Raw genomic sequence first — 15,556 nt, 5'->3', positions numbered from 1 at the left:
AGCCCGGAACGCCACTGTCCGGATCGATGGCAAAGACGTTCCGGACCGTCTTTGCCACAGGGTCCAGGCACGTTGAGGAAATATCGTAAAACCCCGGCTTTCCTCAGGCTGCAGGGTCCTCCTGTGGATCGCGCATAGGTCCCATTCCCCAGCAATGGCGCGGTTGTGCGCGGAGTTTCCACTTAAGCTCTGCCCGGGAGTCGGCAGGTATCGGTGGATCGCGGTGGATTGCGCGTCCCGACGGAGGAGCGGCTATCAAAAGTGCTCCCGTTGTCCTGCTTCTTCGGTTTCTGCGGGCAGGTTTTCTGAATCTGGTACATAGAGCAAGTCGCTCGTTTTGAGTTGTTTGGGCAAGCGATCCACATTTCCGCCGACAACGGTTACTACTACGGGCAATAAGTCTTCATAAGGCTATGGTTCTTAGAAGCAAGTACTCGCACGCACTTCGTGCCGTTCTCGACACGCTTCGCGTGTGTCCGTTTGCCTGGCTCCAACCGTTCCGGCCCGGCTTCGCGCCGGGCATGGCGAACTGGTTTGGCAAATTGATCAGGAACACCGGTTTCCCACCATCCGGCCCGGCCTTCCACACCTCGCTTCCGCGCTACGATTGCGCATCAGCAACACCGTTCTCCCAGTCCGCATCTGGGGCGGTAACGGCATCAGAAACGCGCTAGGAAAGGCGGTGGCGCGGTGGTAGGCTGAGTACCACTTAGGCACTGTCGACTGCAACCCATGGGCCAGCCTGGCTGGTGCCGCTGTCCAGATCTGACTTCTTGCATTGCCCGCATTTGTTCCGGAGGTTCCTCTCGTGTCCACGACCGCATCGCCGCTTTCGCTTGAAACCACTGAAGCAGCACCTACCGGCAACCTCGACATCACCGTCTCGCGTGCGGAGCTGCTGCGCGAATTGACCGCGGCGCAATCTGTGGTCGAGCGGAAGACGACGATTCCGATCCTGTCGAACTTCCTGTTTGAGGCTGCCGGCGATCGCCTGACCATCACTGCGACCGATCTCGACCAGAGCCTGCGCACGAGCTGCCCCGCCAAGGTGAAGAAGCCGGGTGCCTGCACTGTTCCTGCGCGCAAGCTGTACGACTACATCCGGCTGCTGCCTGAGGGCGAGATCAGCATCAAGCTGATGGATAACCATTGGGTGCAGATCCGCGCAGGCCGCTCCAACACCAAGATGGTGGGCATGGCCCGTGCTAACTTCCCGCAGGTGCCGGAGTTCCCGACCGCCAGCGCGATCAAGATTGCCGCGCCCGCGCTGCGCTCCATGGTCTCAAAGACTATCTTCGCGATCTCCAGCGAGGAGAGCCGCTACACGCTGAACGGCGCGCTGCTGGTACTGAAGGCTGAGAGCATGGCCATGGTAGCCACCGACGGTCATCGCCTGGCGCACATTGAGCGCCTGGGCGAGACGCTGGAAGGCATCACCGGCGAGAAGAAGACATTGATTCCGCGTAAAGCGCTGGGCGAGCTGCAGTCGCTGCTGGCCTCCGGTTCGGGCGAAGACGATGACTTTGTCGAATTTGCCGATGACGAGACGACCCTCTTCTTCCGTATGGGTGGACGAGTCCTTACCAGCCGCAAGCTGACGGGCCAGTTCCCGAACTATGAAGCCGTCCTGCCGCGCGATAACAACAAGTTTGTCATCGTGCGCAGTGAGGACCTGATGGGTGCCCTGCAGCGTGTGGCCCAGTTCGCCGACGAACGCTCGGGCGCTATCAAAATCCGCTTGGAACAGAACGAGCTTCGTATCTCGTCCTCGTCCACCGATTCGGGCGAGTCGGAAGACATCATTGAGACGCCCTACAACTACGATCCGCTGGTCGTCGGCTTCAACTCGCAGTACCTCATCGACTTTCTGAAAGCCATAGGCAACACGGGCGAGGTCCGCCTGGAGTTCAAGGACGCCCAGTCTGCCGGTCAGATGCGTCCGGAAGACGCGAACGAAGACCAGAAGTACCGCTACATCCTGATGCCCATGCGTATCTGACGATCTGCCATCGAGGCCTCGACGCGCTTTGCGCGTGTCAATGCTAATGCGGGATGCAGTAATAGCCCGGCTTTGGGCAGGGCATATTGAGTAGTCCTGGATGGGGAGTCCGGCCTTGTGCCGGGCTCTTTGTCTTTCAGAAGAATCCGCGTTGTTGACCAAACTGAAGAGTGGGCGATCGGACCTTCGAACCCGAAACCGGGTAGACTTATCAGCGATGAGTTGGTTCAAGCGGCTGGATAACGAGATTGTTTCGGACTCTGAGCGGACGGTCCGCACCGAGGGCCTTTGGGTCAAGTGCCCGGATTGCGGCAAGGCCATCTTCCGTGCGGAGCTGGACGCGAACATGCGCGTGTGTCCGCATTGCGGCCACCACTTCAAGATGGACGCACGGACCCGCATCCAGAATCTGCTGGAACCCGGTTACGAGCTGGTTGATCTCGAGCTGGTCTCGACCGACCCGCTGAACTTTACCGATCTGAAGCCTTATAAAAAGCGGTTAGCCGAAGCGCAGGCCAAGACCGGGCTGAATGATGCCATCGTCAATGCGATCGGCAGGCTGGGCGAGCGCGATATTGTCATCAGCGCCATGGAATACAGCTTTATTGGCGGCAGCATGGGTGCGGTGGTGGGTGAGACGATCGCCCGCGCTGTCGACCGATCGCTGGCTACTCGGGCACCCCTGCTGATCATCAGCGCGAGCGGTGGCGCTCGCATGATGGAAGGCATCGCCAGCCTGATGCAGCTTGCCAAGATCTCTGCCGCGCTGGGCCGCCTCGCTGACGCGAAGGTGCCGTACATCAGTCTGATGACGGACCCCACGACCGGCGGCGTTACTGCCAGCTTCGCGATGCTGGGCGATCTGAACATCGCTGAGCCCGGCGCTCTGATCGGCTTTGCCGGTCCCCGCGTGATCGAGCAGACGATCCGGCAGAAGCTGCCAGAGGGCTTCCAGCGCAGCGAATTCCTGCTGCAGCACGGATTCCTGGATGCCGTTGTTCCTCGCAAGGAGCTGAAGGTTTATCTCGACCGGGCGTTTGGATGGATGGCAGGCTGATACCGGCTGATCGATGCTGGGTTTGTTGTTGTCTGCGGTCTTTCTGCGGGCACGCTTTTGCGCCAGATGATGTGAGGGCTTTGGTCTCCAGCAACTCATGTTCATCAGGTCAGGAAATGATCCCAGAACGGTAAACGTTTGCGGGATCTAACACCTGTTGGGGACGACAAAGCTGTCTTGCGAGTGTTTACTCGGGATGAAGTATCTCGTCCTATAGACAAAAGGCCAAGAGCGCGGAGTCCTCTCCGTTCACGACCGCATGCCGGACACCGGCTCGGTTGGCCCCAAAGGGTTGAAAACAAGTGATGACACCTGCCCCTCTCCAAATGGCCCGAAAGACGCCGATGACGCTCCGCGCCCTTCGCATGGTTTTTGCTTCCGGTCTGCTGTTGTCCGGCGTAGTCCATGCAACGGCGCAGGTATCTGCCCGTCGTCTATCTGCGATTCCTGCCGCTACAGCTTCACGGATCGCGCTGCCGGGCAGCGTGTCCGAAGAGCGGCTGCAGGCAAGCGATACTCTTGGTCAGCTTCCCGGCGAGACACGTTTGCAGGGCATGGCGCTGTATCTGAAGCCGACGGCAGCGCAGGATGCTGCCCTGACGCAACTGATTGCGGACCAGCAGAACCCCGCATCCACCAGCTATCACCAGTGGCTGACGCCGGAGCAGTATGGAGCGCGTTTTGGTGTGTCTGACGATGATGTAGCCGTACTTACTGCTTGGCTGCAGGCTCGCGGCTTCACGGTGGACTCCGTTGCACCCAGCCGTAATCGCATCGTCTTCAGTGGTACATCCGCTGCGGTAGAGAGTGCTTTTGCCGTCACGATGAAGCAGTACCAGCGGGATGGTCGCACCTTCTTTGAGAACAGCACTGCCGTGCAGGTGCCGGCAGCAATGGCGGACGTAATTGGTGGCGTCACCGGTCTGAGCAGCTATCGGCTGGCGTCGCCACAATTGCGCCGCACAGCGCTGCCGCAGGCGTCGCAGAACCAGACGGGATTGACGCCTTACTACACCACCAGCGGTGGCAATCACTACCTGGTGCCATGGGACTTCCGCCAGATCTACGGCATGAATACGCTGATCAATAGCGGGTTTGACGGTACCGGCATCACTATCGGTGTCATCGGACAGTCCGCGGTGGATTCGGCACAGCTTACTTACTTCCAGCAGAAGACCGGCGTTTCAACGGTTAAGCTGCCGACGATGACGCTGGTGCCCAACACGGGCGTTTCCAACAAGATCAGTGGCGATCAGGGTGAGTCGGAACTTGATCTGGAATACACGACCGGCAGCGCGCCGGGTGCGAGCATCAACTTTATCTATACCGGTTGTGGCACTACTACCAATGCTTCGCCCCTGACGAATAACAACAGTTGTAATAACAATGGCGTTTTCGATGCACTGACTTACGCGATTACGACCAAGCTTGCGAATAATGGCACCGCTGTAATCCCCGTCTTGACGTTGAGTTATGGCGGCTGTGAGTCAAGCTTCACCACGTACGCCACGACGGGAACCAATCCCTTCGAGTCGTACCTGAAGCAGGCGAACGCGCAGGGGCAAACGGTGTTGGTCTCCAGCGGTGACTCAGGTGCGGCGACCTGCGATCAGAGCAGCACGAAGGTGACGGTTGCCACTCGCGGACTGACTGTCAGCTATCCTGCATCTTCGCCTTATGTAACTGCCGTGGGTGGCACCACGCTGACCAGCGATGCCAGTACTTACTGGAGTTCCACGAACAACGCATTTGCAGGCTCGGCGATCAGCTATATGCCGGAGACTTCGTGGAACGACACGGTGGCGTATAAGTCGTTTGCAGCCAGCGGCGGCGGAGTAAGCAAGATATTTGCGAAGCCCAGCTGGCAAGGCGGCACGGGCGTTCCGGCTGATAGCCATCGCGACGTTCCGGATGTAGCGTTTCCTGCCAATATCACGGAGCACGGCTATTTCACCTGCACGGTGGACGGTGCCTGCACCAACGGTACAGTCGGCTTTTCTACTGGTGGTGGTGGGCTGGTGGGCGGTACGTCCGTCGCAGCACCTAACTTTGCAGCGATGTTAGCCGTCATCGAACAGGCTAACGGCGGCGGGTCACTGGGCAACGTAAACCCAATGCTCTACACGCTGGCACAGGGATCGAGTTACAGCACGATCTTTCATGACGTCACGACCGGCGATAACATCGTCAGTTGTACTGTTGGCACAACGGACTGCACCACCGGCAGCATAGGATACAGCGCCGGTGTTGGCTACGACCTGGTAACGGGCCTCGGCTCCCTGGATGCGTCGGCGCTGCGGTCAGCTCTGACAACGGTATCGACCAAGGCACCGGCGCTTGCTCTGATCGCGTCTTCGACGACACCGACCGTTGGCAACGCTGTGACGTTCACTCTGACGGTGAGCAGCGCTGGTAGCAGTACGGCAACACCCACGGGTAATGTGCAGTTCACCGTGGATGGCACCGCCGTCGGTTCCGCAGTTGCACTTAGCTCCGGTGTGGCCACTTACAGCTATAGCGGCTTTACTGCGACAGGTACCCATACCATCGTGGCGACCTATGCGGGAGACTCTAACTACAACGCCGGTACTGCGACTATTACGGTGACGGCGGTGCTGCCTCTGCCGACGATTACATTGACTCCTGCGAACACTACAGTCGCTCTTAATACCGCAGTGACTTATACGACGTCAGTGGCTTTCACCGGCGGAGTAACGCCTACAGGTACCGTGCAGTTCCAGGTGGACGGAGCGAATGTAGGTACGGCGGTGGCATTAGTGTCCGGATCCGCGACCTATACCTATCCGGGTGCTGCGACGTCGGGAATTCACACCGTGACCGCTGTCTACAGCGGCAGTGCTACTTATCGATCGACAAGTGTCACGACCAACCTTACGGTGGGAACAGTGACTGCATCAATTTCGGTATCGGCAGGTTCGTCGACGGTGACGGTGGCTGCTGGAAGTGCAGCCACAAATGTCATCACGGTGACGCCGGCGGGCGGCTTCACCGGCGCTGTGACCTTAACGCCTGCAGTGATCAGCTCAACAGGAACCTTCGCAGGATGTTACTCGGCGCCTGCTGCCACGGTGACAAGTGGCGCGGTTACGTCGACACTTACGATTACTACGACAACCAGTGGCTGCACGTCGGCTGCGACGCTGAGAAGTCCGTCGCAGGCGAAGCTAGACACAAAGCCGATGCAGTCAGGACTGCCAGGGCAGCGCACCGGTCTGATCGTACTTAGTGCAGGGTTAGTTGCGTGCTTCGTACTCCGCAGGCGTCTGCATGTCGGCGTCCTGATCGCGTTGGTTGTATCTGCGGGCACGCTTGGCATCACCGGCTGCGGCAGCGGCAGCACAACGGCATCGACAACGACGACAACAACCACGACGCCGGGTACTTATGTGATTCGCGTGACCGGGACCTCGGGGACGCTTACCGCGAATACTACGTTTACTTTGATCGTGCAGTAGAAGGGTTATAAGGACGGACGGAAGCCGCCGGAATGTGGGCGGCTTTTGTCGCGTTAGAGTGAAGATATGCGTGAGGGGAAACCGTCAGGGACGGCGTATCGAGTGGCGTTGCGGCGGGCTGCTCATCAGGTGTTTGATCAACCGGTTGTCTTCAAGGATCCGCTTGCTTTGCGCATTCTTGGCATGACTTCGGACAAGCTTGGTGGTACAGATCTGCGGGCGCCTTCGCGGCCTCATTCTGTTGGTTTACGGGCGTTTCTGGTGGGTCGTTCGCGGTTTGCGGAAGATACTCTGGCGGCTGCGGTGGCTTTGCGGGGCGCTTCGCAGTATGTGTTGCTGGGGGCTGGTCTGGATACGTTTCCTTATCGAAATCCCTTTGTGGGCGTGCGTGTTTTTGAGGTGGATCACCCGGATACGCAGGCCTGGAAGCTGTCTTTACTGGCGAGGACGGGGATTGAATCGCCGGCAAATGTGTCGCATGTTGCCGTTGATTTTCATGCGGATTCGCTCGCTGAGCGGCTGTTGGCTGCAGGTTTTGAATCGTCTCAGTCGACTGTTTTCGCCTGGTTGGGCGTGGTTCCCTATTTGACCGAGGAAGGGTTCGTTTCGACGATGGACTTTCTGTCGAAATGTGCTGCCGGAAGCGAGCTGATTTTTGACTACGCGCTGCCGCGTGAGGCGCTGCCGTATCTGGAACAGCTTGCCTTCGATTCGCTGGCTGCTCGTGTGGCGGCTGCTGGGGAGCCATTCCAGCTTTTCTTTACGCCGGAGGAGATTCGGGAGCGGTTAAGGGGCATGGGTTGGGAGTTGATCGAGGACCTGGATACGGGTGCGCTGAATGCCCGGTACTTTACAGAGGGCAAGCTGCGGGCGATTGGTGGCGGCGGACATATGCTGTCCGCTCGCCTGTTGCCGAAGGTTGGTTAGCGACTGGGCGTTATACGACGAAGGGCTTGAGGATCTCTGCGATGGGGCGGCGCAGGATGGTTTCGTTGAAGTACATGACGATGGATCCGTTGCGCGGTGCGGCGATGCGGATGTCTGCGGCGAGCAGGCGGTCCTGGAGACCCTTCATGCGTGCTTCGGATGGCTTGAGCAGGAAGATGTTGCTTTCGTTGGGGACGCGTTCGATGGTGTAGCCGCCGGCTGACTGGAGCTTTGCGATCAACTCTTCAGCGGCGGTGCGGAGTTTGCTCCAGCGTTCGGGCAGGCCGTCGAGTGCGTTGAGTGCAGGGAGTGCTGCGACCCAGCCGTGATAGATGAGGCCGCCGAAGACGTGGCGGAGGTCGCGTGCCTGCGCCATCTTTTCTTTGGTGCCCATGAGCATGCCGCCGAAGGGTGCGTGGAGTGCCTTGTAGAGCGATGCGAAGACAGTGTCAAAGGGCGCGGCGTAGTGGGCGAGGTCGTAGCCGGGTGTGCCGAGGAGCATGAAGGCGCGGGCGCCGTCCCAGTGGGTGGCGATACCTTTGGACTTTGCCATGGCGCAGACTTTCTGAACGATGGCGAAGGGAATCGACTCGCCGTTGTGGCGGCGAACGGGGCTCTCCATGGAGATGGCACCGACCTTGAGCGGGTAGGCGCGGTGTTCGGCGTCGAGGACGGCTGCCTCCCACTCTTCAAAGGTGGGCGCGGCTTTGCCGGGTGCGACGGGCTGCATGGTGATGCCGCTCAGGATGGATGGGCTGTCGCTCTCGTCGGCGTAGAGGTGGCTGTCGGACTGGGTGATGAGGTGCTTGTGCTCACCGCAGAGGATGCGTGCCGCGAGGTTGTTGGCGAGTGTGCCGGTGGGCAGGAAGACGCAATCTTCTTTGCCGAACATAGCAGCGAACTTCTGCTCTAGTTCTGTGACGGCTCCGCCCTTGAGATAGGTGTCTTCCTTGCCGGGATGTTTTGCGAGGGCCGTGGTGAACATGCGGATGTGTTCTTCCGGCGAGATGTTGGGGTAGTCACTGGCGAAGTAGACGGTGCGGTCGTCGACGGGAGGCAGTGGAGCCGGCGCTGCTGCCGTCTGCGCGAGCAGTGGGTGCTGCGCGAGGGTTGCGGCGGTGAGTGCCGCGGGTGCGGCGGCCAGCAGGAAGGATCTCCGGTTGATTGCGTCTGCCATGGTCGTCTCCGTCGTCCGGTACTGCGAGTTGTCGCGCATCTGCCTCTGCGCGAAGACTGATGCGGTTACAAAAGCGCGAGGCTTTCGTTGAGGTTATGGGTGGCGTGTGGACTCATCATACGCACGTGCTGCCTATTGGTTCCGCGCGACATCACACGTAGACGGGTAGAGACACGATGGCAGAGTGGACACAGGACGGCGACACGTTTACGTTGCGCGACACGGCCGTGGTGAAGGCGCCGATTGACCGGTGCTTCCAACTGACGTGCTGCATTGCGCTGGTGCGTGAAGAGCTTGGGATGAAGCCGGTGACGGGGCGCACGGAGGGCTTGGTGCAGCATGGTGACGAGGTGCGTTGGGAGGGCTGGCAGTTGGGCCTGAAGCATTACCACGTGACCGGTATCTCAGGGTATGAACGGCCGGTGTTTATGCAGGACAGCATGCTGGATGGACGCTTCCGCACCTTTCAGCATGATCATCATCTGCGGGAGCTGCCCAATGATGCGGGTACTGAGTTACAGGATGAGGTGCGGTTCTCGCTACCGTTTGGATTCGTGGGGCGGCTGGTGGCGCGGTATGTGATGGTGCCGCATATTCTGCGGCTGTTACGGAGCCGATTTGCGCGGATCAGGCGAATTGCCGAGGGTGACGCCTGGCGACAGTATCTGCCGGACGAGCAGACGGCATCCCATGCGTAGGCACGGTACGACAACAGTACGAGAGTTCAGGAGCAGGCAATGAAAGCAGTCCGGTTGTATGAGTACGGTCCAGCGACGAATCTGAAGTACGAGACGGATGCACCTGACCCCGAGGTGGGTGAGGACGATGTACTGGTTGGGGCTGCCGCGACCAGCGTGAATCCGATCGATTGGAAGATGCGTTCAGGAGCTGCGAAGGAGCGCTTTCCGGTGAGTTTTCCGGCGATCCTTGGTCGCGATGTCAGCGGCCTGGTGCGCGCAGTCGGTAGTAACGTGCGCGGCGTGAAGGTGGGTGAGCGTGTGATGGCGCTGACCAATGGCACCTATGCCGAACTGGTGATTGTGAAGGGAAATGAGATCACGCATATTCCCGATGGCGTCGACATTATTGAGGCTGCAGCGTTGCCGCTGGTGGTACTTACTGGCGATCAACTGGTGCGGGAGGCCTGTGGTCTGCAGAAGGGCCAGTCGATTCTGGTTACGGGTGCGCTGGGCAGCGTTGGCCGCGCGGCGGTGCATACCGCGAAGAAGCTGGGCGCACATGTGATTGCGGGCGTTCGGAAACACCAGTTGGATGAGGCGAAGGAACTGGGTGCGCATGCATTGATTGCGCTGGACGACGAAGATGCCGTGCAGAGTATGGGCAAGGTAGATGCCATTGCCGATACGGTTGGTGGCGATGTTACGACACCCCTGCTGCGCCATATTAAAGAAGGCGGTATCTGCGGCACGGTCGTTACTCCGCCACCCGATGCTGCGTTGCATCCTGATGTGAAGGTGGTGCCGCATCGTGCGCATCCTGATCCGAGCAAGGTGCGGGAGTTTGCGGATGATTATCGGGATGGGAAGTTTAAGTTACCGATTGTTCGTAAGTCTGCGTTGAGCGAGGCCGCGGAGGCGCAGGAGTTTGCGGAAAAGGGCGGTAGCGGTGGGAAGGTTTTGTTGTTGATGCTTTAGTGCTTTGGTTTTGGAATGGAGGCCCCACATCTTAGGTGTGGGGCTTTTGTTTTGTTGGGCAGGATTTTGTCGCGGGCCTTCAGCCCGCTATGCGCTCGCCAGCGCGTAGCCACATGGGATGCCGGCTACTGCTCGCGAGTGCATGGTTTCTGGGATGACAGCTACTGCGCGGGAGCGCATGGGTTCGTGGGATGAGAGACCCTATACGTCTGTAGGACGGAGTGAGCGGCGGAGTTACCGCTGAGAACCTACGTCTCAGAGTCGAGACTTGGGGCACCCGGCTTGCCCCGCACTGTCTTTTGGGACAGGATCTGCTGGTCGCGCTTTCGCGCGATAACCCACCCTTTGCTTCGCAAAGAATGGGGCACCCGGTTTTATTGGTTAGTTGTTGGTGTTCGTTGCTTCTTTGTAGAGTAGGTCGCCTACTGCTTTGTGGGTGGCGGTGGAGGGGTGGCCTTCGTGGTAGTAGAAGTAGGTTTGTGGTGAGGCGCAGGGGGTTGGGTCTTCGTCGCGTAGGACTCGGCCGGCGCACTTATCGGTTGTGTTGGTCAGGCCGTAGTTTGCGGGATGGGTTATTACTTCGTCGAAGAAGCTGCCCCAGTTACTGTTTGCGATTTGGATGTCGGGGTGCTTTGCACGCTCGTCGGCGGGGATTGTTGCTAACTGCGGATTGAAGCGTTCGCCGGCGGAGGCGAAGGCTGGGATCTTAGTGGGTAACAAAGCTACCTGGAAGCGGCGTGCGCCGAGGGCGTAGAGGGTTTCGATTTCTCCCTCGATGTTACTGACGGTTTCTCCGTCTTTTAAGCCGCGGTCGTTGAGGCCACCCAGCAGGAAGAACATGGTGGTCTTTGAATCGAACTTGACCGTGCCGTCTTTGACCATGGCGGCGAAGTCGTCGACCTGGTTGCGCATGCCTCTGCCTAATAATTCGTTGTGCGGGTAGTGTTTGCCTTCGCCTGCGCCGGTGCGTGCTCCACTGACTGCGAAGTTGAGGCCTTCGCGGATGGGATGTTCGGATTTTGTTTTGGGGTCGCCATAGTAGGTGAAGGGAATGCCTAGTCGCTGGGCGAGATAGACGACGGCGGTGGGTCCGTTGCCATCGATGTAGCCTGCTCCGCTGTCGGAGTAGCTGTCACCGAAGACGTAGAGCTGGTTGTAGGGTTTGGTTTGGGCCTGGGTTACGAATGGGGTCAGTGCGAGGAGTAGGAGTAACAGGTAGCGGCGCATTCTTGGTCCTCTTGGCGAGGCCAGTATAGCGGGGGCTTGATTGGTGATGGAAAGCGGTTCGTGCTTTGCACGACTCCCCACCTTAGTGGTTCCCATTTATGGCTTTGGTGCTTCAGGCTTTGCTGGTCGCGCTTTCGCGCGATAACCCACCCTTTGCTTCGCAAAGAATGGGGCACCCGCTTGGTGGTCGTTTCGTAATTCGTTGCCGGGGTTGGTATGAACCCACGTCTCAGAAGCGAGACGTGGGGCACCCGGTTTGGCGGCGGGGTTAGTGTTTGGGTTCTGGTGGTAGTGGTGCGGGGTTGTGTGGGTTTGCGCGTAGGCCTGCGAGGATCTGCTGTAGGAACTCGTTGGCTGCGCCTGGGTTGTTGGGCAGGAAGAGGGTGTTGGTGCCGCCGCGCATGCCGATGTCTTTCAGGGTGTCGAAGTACTGGGTGAGCAGGACGAGTGCCATGACATCTTCTGCGGTGGTGCCGGGTACGGATTCGCGGAAGTGTTCGATGCTGGCGCGGAGGCCGTCGATGATGGCCTGGCGTTCGGCTGCGATGCCTTTGCCCTGGAGCGCCTTGCTTTCGGCTTCGGCTTCGGCCTGTTTGACCTTGAGGATCTTGTCGGCTTCGCCCTTGGCCTGGGCGGCTACCTGCGAACGCTGTGCGGCGTTGATGTCGTTCATCGCGGCCTTCACCTTTGCGTCCGGGATGATGTCGGTGACGAGGGCGGTGAGGATGTTGAAGCCGAACTCGCGCATGGTGGCGTCGAGCTCTACCTTGACGGCGATGGAGATGCCGCTCATCTGTTCGAAGGTTTCGTCCAGTGTGAGTTTTGGGACGTGGCCGAGGATGGAGTTGAAGACGAAGCTTTCAATCTGTTTCTGCGGGCGCGAGAGGCGATAGAAGGCGTCGAAGATCTTGTCGTCGAGGACGCCGTACTGGACGCTGACGGGGATCTGTACGAAGACGTTGTCGCGTGTCTTGGTTTCGACGGAGAACTGGGCCTGCTGGACCTGCAGGTCGACGAAGGAGACTCGCTCTGCGTAGGGGATGAGCAGATGGAGGCCTGGGCGGACGATGCGGTTGAACTTGCCGAAGCGCTCGACGACGCCGGCCTGCGAGGTGCGGACGGTGTAGAGGGTCTTGAGCAGTGTGATGAGGAGGGCGAGTGCGATGACGAGCAGGATGACACCAAAGACGGGATCCATCGAAAGACTCCAAGGACGTTCGAGAGTTAACGATACGCCTCTGGTGGATGGGCTCCCGATCTGAGATGAAGCCGCTACACTTGTCGGATGAATTTGCTTGCGAAGCTCCAGGGTCGTCTGAAAGGTGCGGCGCAGCAGGAGCTGCCGATTGATTGGCTAGAGGGCGCTCGCCTCATGGACGAGTGCGAGTCTTTCTTCGTGGAGGCCATCGGTGAGTTGGAAGAGCTGCAACTCTCCATCCTGCTCGTTGAGGGCAAGGCGCAGGCTGAAGAACCCCTGGTACTGCAAGGTGTTGATTTTGGTGTGGGCCGCCCAATTCGTCCGGATGGAAGCTCGCGGCGTTTCTTCATCCAGTTCAGCCGTCACAGGCTGATCAGTTATTCCGTCTCCGATGAAAGCTGCGGGAAGTATCCGGTAGCCCCTGAGAGATTCTCAGGAAAGTGGTTGCGGATTTTTTCGGCGTCCCATCTTTTGGAGTTCACTCGTGCGCATACTCAGTATCCCGAGGAGCTTGACGGACCAATGCAGCATTACGAAATCGTGACGCAGAATCATGTGATCGATGTGATTGCCACCGGACCGCCCGTGATCACAGTGATTCGCTGAGAATAGAGACAATGGCTACACACTTTGCACCTGCCGGTATCAAGTTCTTAAAGGGTCTCAAGCGTCACAACGATCGCACGTGGTTTGCGGATCGGAAGGGAGTGTATGAGGCGGAGGTGCAGGCGCCGTGGCTTGCTTTGATCGATGAGATCAATGAAGCCTTGATCGAGTTTGCGCCGGAGTGTGTGAAGCCTGCGAAGAAGGCGATGTTCCGTATCTATCGGGATACGCGCTTCAGCAATAACAAGCTGCCGTACAAGACCCATGTGGGTGCGTGGTGGTCACCGGCTTCGCTGGCGAAGACGAGTGGCGGCGGATTCTATGCGCATGTGGGGAGCGATGAGGTTGTGGTTGCGGCAGGTGTTTATATGCCGCAGCCGGAGCAGTTGCTGGCGATCCGCAGGCATATGCAGCAGGCCCATGGAGAGATGCGGGCGATGCTGGCGGACAAGAAGCTGCGGAAGCTGATGCCTGAGCTGGACAGCAATCCATTGAAGCGAATGCCAAAGGGCTTTGCCGCGGAAGACCCTGCTGCGGACCTGTTGCTGTGCCGGCAGTGGGCTTTGTCGGCCACGTTGCCGGTGGATGTGGCGATGACACCAAAGCTTGGCAGCGAGATTGTGAAGAGATTTCGTGCGATGGCACCGATGGTGGCGCTGCTGAATGCGCCTTTGCTAAGGTCTGCGGCACCGCGGAAGAGTTTGTTTTAGGCGCGAAAATGCAGGGATTTTGCCCGATATGGAACCATATTGGACACCTTTCCACAAGAATCCCGCTAAAAGCCAAAGAAAACCGACAAAAGTGGAAGTTTGTCCGTTGACAAGCTGCCCACAAAAGTCCATCGTGATATGCGGAACGGTTGCGGGAACCCGCATGAACACTGGAGATTTTACCGGTGCCGGTTGTATCGCGAAGGGTAACGAAAGCGATCGCCGAACGTCATGCGCCCCACCCGCGCCGCATCACAGTTTCTGCACGTAAAGGAGCAACACAATGGCAAAGGGACTCACGAAGACAGCACTCATCCGCCAGATGGCCGACGCAACCGAACTGCCCACCAAGCAGGTGGCTGGCTTCCTGGATCTGCTGGCGCAGACCGCAGTGAAGGAGACCAAGAAGAACGGCGAGTTCACCATTCCTGGACTGGGCAAGCTGGTCAAGGCTGAGCGCAAGGCACGCACCGGCCGCAATCCGCAGACGGGCGAAGCCATCAAGATCAAGGCGAAGACCGTGGTCAAGTTCCGCGTGGCAAAGGCTGCGAAGGACGCGATTGCACCGGTGAAGGCTGCAGCAGTCAAGAAGTAGTCAACTGCACCGCTCGTTCGCGAACGGTGTTGCACGTCCGTAAGACAGAACCGCCGCTACGCTGATGCGTGGCGGCGGTTTTTGCTGCGCTGCGATTATTTGCCTGGTTGCTCTAAAAGGTGGCCTTTGGGATGAAGGCTCGTGCCATGACGGAGAGGCCCAGGGAGATAACGATGCCCTGCATGACGCGGAGGACGGACGCCTCCCAGGCGAAGCCGTTGGACCAGCCTACGGCAGCGAGTGTGACGGCGACGCCGATGATGTAGATCTCGCTGAGGATGCCCTGCTGCCAGTGCGGATGGCTCTGTCCGGGGGCTGTGCAGGGGCGTAGCGAGGGCACGAGGCGCGGCACCTCCATGAGGTAGGCGCTGTAGGATTCGCCGAGGCGCTCGCGGAGATAGGGCTCTTCGCGGCCGATGAGGCGGAGCTGAACCAAGGTGATGAGGAGGACGCAGAGGACGGCTGCGTCGGGCCGCATGAGCATGGCAAGCGCGATGGTATGCAGGATGGTGCCGAGGTAGAGCGGGTTGCGGACGAAGCGGTAGGGGCCGTCGGCGACGATGCGGTCACCGACCATGCCGCCGCGCTGGACGGTGGTGGCGCCGAGATAGGCTGCTCCCCAGACGCGGAGGGCTGCGCCGGCGAGGGCGAAGAGGATCATGCCGACGAGGATGGTGTTCCAGGCGGAAGCGAAGTGCTGGTAGAGCGGACGGGTCAGGGCGTCCGAGAGACGGAACCAGACGCTGCCGTTGCGGACGAAGTTCCAGACCTGGATGTGTGTCATTCCAGCCGCGCCGTTGTGGTAATCGGGCCACGGTGCCGCGAAGCAGAGGGTGTAGATGAGGCCGTGGACTAGGTAGCGGTGTTTGTATTCGAAGGCGGTGGCCTGCATAAAGGGTCGTCCTGCAGCGCCGGGGCTGCTGCGGTTT

General features: G+C 59.3%; 13 protein-coding genes. 9 read left to right on the top strand and 4 right to left on the bottom strand.

Annotation, left to right across the window (positions count from 1 at the left end):
• Positions 1-808 precede the first annotated feature (808 nt).
• The 4 genes from dnaN (at position 809) to TERRO_RS21585 (ending at position 7,459) form a co-directional block, all read left to right on the top strand.
• Positions 809-1,999: a DNA polymerase III subunit beta gene (gene dnaN / locus TERRO_RS21600; RefSeq protein ID WP_014787847.1), complete on the top strand. Its 1,191-nt coding sequence runs from the start codon at positions 809-811 to the stop codon at positions 1,997-1,999.
• Positions 2,000-2,216: 217 nt separating this feature from the next.
• Positions 2,217-3,056 (top strand): acetyl-CoA carboxylase, carboxyltransferase subunit beta, encoded by an 840-nt coding sequence (accD, locus tag TERRO_RS21595; protein ID WP_014787846.1) that lies wholly within the window; start codon positions 2,217-2,219, stop codon positions 3,054-3,056.
• 326 nt (positions 3,057-3,382) lie between these two features.
• A complete protein-coding gene (locus TERRO_RS21590) occupies positions 3,383-6,532 on the top strand; it encodes a protease pro-enzyme activation domain-containing protein (protein ID WP_052313430.1) in 3,150 nt (1,049 codons plus the stop codon).
• A 102-nt stretch (positions 6,533-6,634) separates the two neighbouring features.
• Positions 6,635-7,459: a class I SAM-dependent methyltransferase gene (locus TERRO_RS21585; protein WP_245536168.1), complete on the top strand. Its 825-nt coding sequence runs from the start codon at positions 6,635-6,637 to the stop codon at positions 7,457-7,459.
• Between the two features lie 10 nt (positions 7,460-7,469).
• Here TERRO_RS21585 and TERRO_RS21580 read toward each other — a convergent pair whose 3' ends face one another.
• Entirely contained in the window at positions 7,470-8,636 is a 1,167-nt protein-coding gene (locus tag TERRO_RS21580; protein ID WP_157178488.1) for a threonine aldolase family protein, read from the bottom strand.
• Between the two features lie 176 nt (positions 8,637-8,812).
• Here TERRO_RS21580 and TERRO_RS21575 point away from each other — a divergent pair, with 176 nt between their 5' ends.
• Positions 8,813-9,334, top strand: a complete 522-nt coding sequence (locus tag TERRO_RS21575) for an SRPBCC family protein (protein WP_014787842.1) — start codon at positions 8,813-8,815, stop codon at positions 9,332-9,334.
• Positions 9,335-9,373: 39 nt separating this feature from the next.
• Positions 9,374-10,291, top strand: a complete 918-nt coding sequence (locus TERRO_RS21570; protein WP_014787841.1) for an NADP-dependent oxidoreductase — start codon at positions 9,374-9,376, stop codon at positions 10,289-10,291.
• 381 nt (positions 10,292-10,672) lie between these two features.
• Here TERRO_RS21570 and TERRO_RS21565 read toward each other — a convergent pair whose 3' ends face one another.
• Positions 10,673-11,518 (bottom strand): SGNH/GDSL hydrolase family protein, encoded by an 846-nt coding sequence (locus tag TERRO_RS21565; protein WP_014787840.1) that lies wholly within the window; start codon positions 11,516-11,518, stop codon positions 10,673-10,675.
• Positions 11,519-11,786: 268 nt separating this feature from the next.
• Complete coding sequence (locus TERRO_RS21560) at positions 11,787-12,716, bottom strand: SPFH domain-containing protein (protein ID WP_014787839.1); 930 nt, start codon at positions 12,714-12,716, stop codon at positions 11,787-11,789.
• Between the two features lie 87 nt (positions 12,717-12,803).
• On the opposite strand from TERRO_RS21560, the gene TERRO_RS22520 reads away from it, so the two are divergent.
• The 3 genes from TERRO_RS22520 to TERRO_RS21545 all read left to right on the top strand — a co-directional run bounded on the left by TERRO_RS22520 (position 12,804) and on the right by TERRO_RS21545 (position 14,627).
• Entirely contained in the window at positions 12,804-13,322 is a 519-nt protein-coding gene (locus TERRO_RS22520) for a hypothetical protein (protein WP_014787838.1), read from the top strand.
• Between the two features lie 11 nt (positions 13,323-13,333).
• A complete protein-coding gene (locus TERRO_RS21550) occupies positions 13,334-14,032 on the top strand; it encodes a DUF2461 domain-containing protein (protein ID WP_014787837.1) in 699 nt (232 codons plus the stop codon).
• Between the two features lie 283 nt (positions 14,033-14,315).
• Entirely contained in the window at positions 14,316-14,627 is a 312-nt protein-coding gene (locus tag TERRO_RS21545; protein ID WP_014787836.1) for an HU family DNA-binding protein, read from the top strand.
• Positions 14,628-14,739: 112 nt separating this feature from the next.
• Here TERRO_RS21545 and TERRO_RS21540 read toward each other — a convergent pair whose 3' ends face one another.
• Complete coding sequence (locus TERRO_RS21540) at positions 14,740-15,519, bottom strand: methyltransferase family protein (protein WP_014787835.1); 780 nt, start codon at positions 15,517-15,519, stop codon at positions 14,740-14,742.
• Between the last annotated feature and the right edge of the window lie 37 nt (positions 15,520-15,556).

Source organism: Terriglobus roseus DSM 18391 (genome assembly GCF_000265425.1).
GTDB classification, from domain to species: Bacteria; Acidobacteriota; Terriglobia; order Terriglobales; family Acidobacteriaceae; genus Terriglobus; species Terriglobus roseus.
The sequence above is the reverse complement of the archived record's forward strand: the minus strand, read 5'-3'. Positions and strand labels throughout refer to the sequence as shown.

What these genes read in the sequence shown, in the direction of transcription:
- accD (WP_014787846.1), top strand. Translation starts at nt 2,217, where the DNA reads ATGAGTTGGTTCAAGCGGCTGGATAACGAGATTGTTTCGGACTCTGAG.
- TERRO_RS21590 (WP_052313430.1), top strand. Translation starts at nt 3,383, where the DNA reads ATGGCCCGAAAGACGCCGATGACGCTCCGCGCCCTTCGCATGGTTTTT.
- TERRO_RS21580 (WP_157178488.1), bottom strand. Translation starts at nt 8,636, where the DNA reads ATGGCAGACGCAATCAACCGGAGATCCTTCCTGCTGGCCGCCGCACCC.
- TERRO_RS21575 (WP_014787842.1), top strand. Translation starts at nt 8,813, where the DNA reads ATGGCAGAGTGGACACAGGACGGCGACACGTTTACGTTGCGCGACACG.
- TERRO_RS21570 (WP_014787841.1), top strand. Translation starts at nt 9,374, where the DNA reads ATGAAAGCAGTCCGGTTGTATGAGTACGGTCCAGCGACGAATCTGAAG.
- TERRO_RS21565 (WP_014787840.1), bottom strand. Translation starts at nt 11,518, where the DNA reads ATGCGCCGCTACCTGTTACTCCTACTCCTCGCACTGACCCCATTCGTA.
- TERRO_RS21560 (WP_014787839.1), bottom strand. Translation starts at nt 12,716, where the DNA reads ATGGATCCCGTCTTTGGTGTCATCCTGCTCGTCATCGCACTCGCCCTC.
- TERRO_RS22520 (WP_014787838.1), top strand. Translation starts at nt 12,804, where the DNA reads ATGAATTTGCTTGCGAAGCTCCAGGGTCGTCTGAAAGGTGCGGCGCAG.
- TERRO_RS21550 (WP_014787837.1), top strand. Translation starts at nt 13,334, where the DNA reads ATGGCTACACACTTTGCACCTGCCGGTATCAAGTTCTTAAAGGGTCTC.
- TERRO_RS21545 (WP_014787836.1), top strand. Translation starts at nt 14,316, where the DNA reads ATGGCAAAGGGACTCACGAAGACAGCACTCATCCGCCAGATGGCCGAC.
- TERRO_RS21540 (WP_014787835.1), bottom strand. Translation starts at nt 15,519, where the DNA reads ATGCAGGCCACCGCCTTCGAATACAAACACCGCTACCTAGTCCACGGC.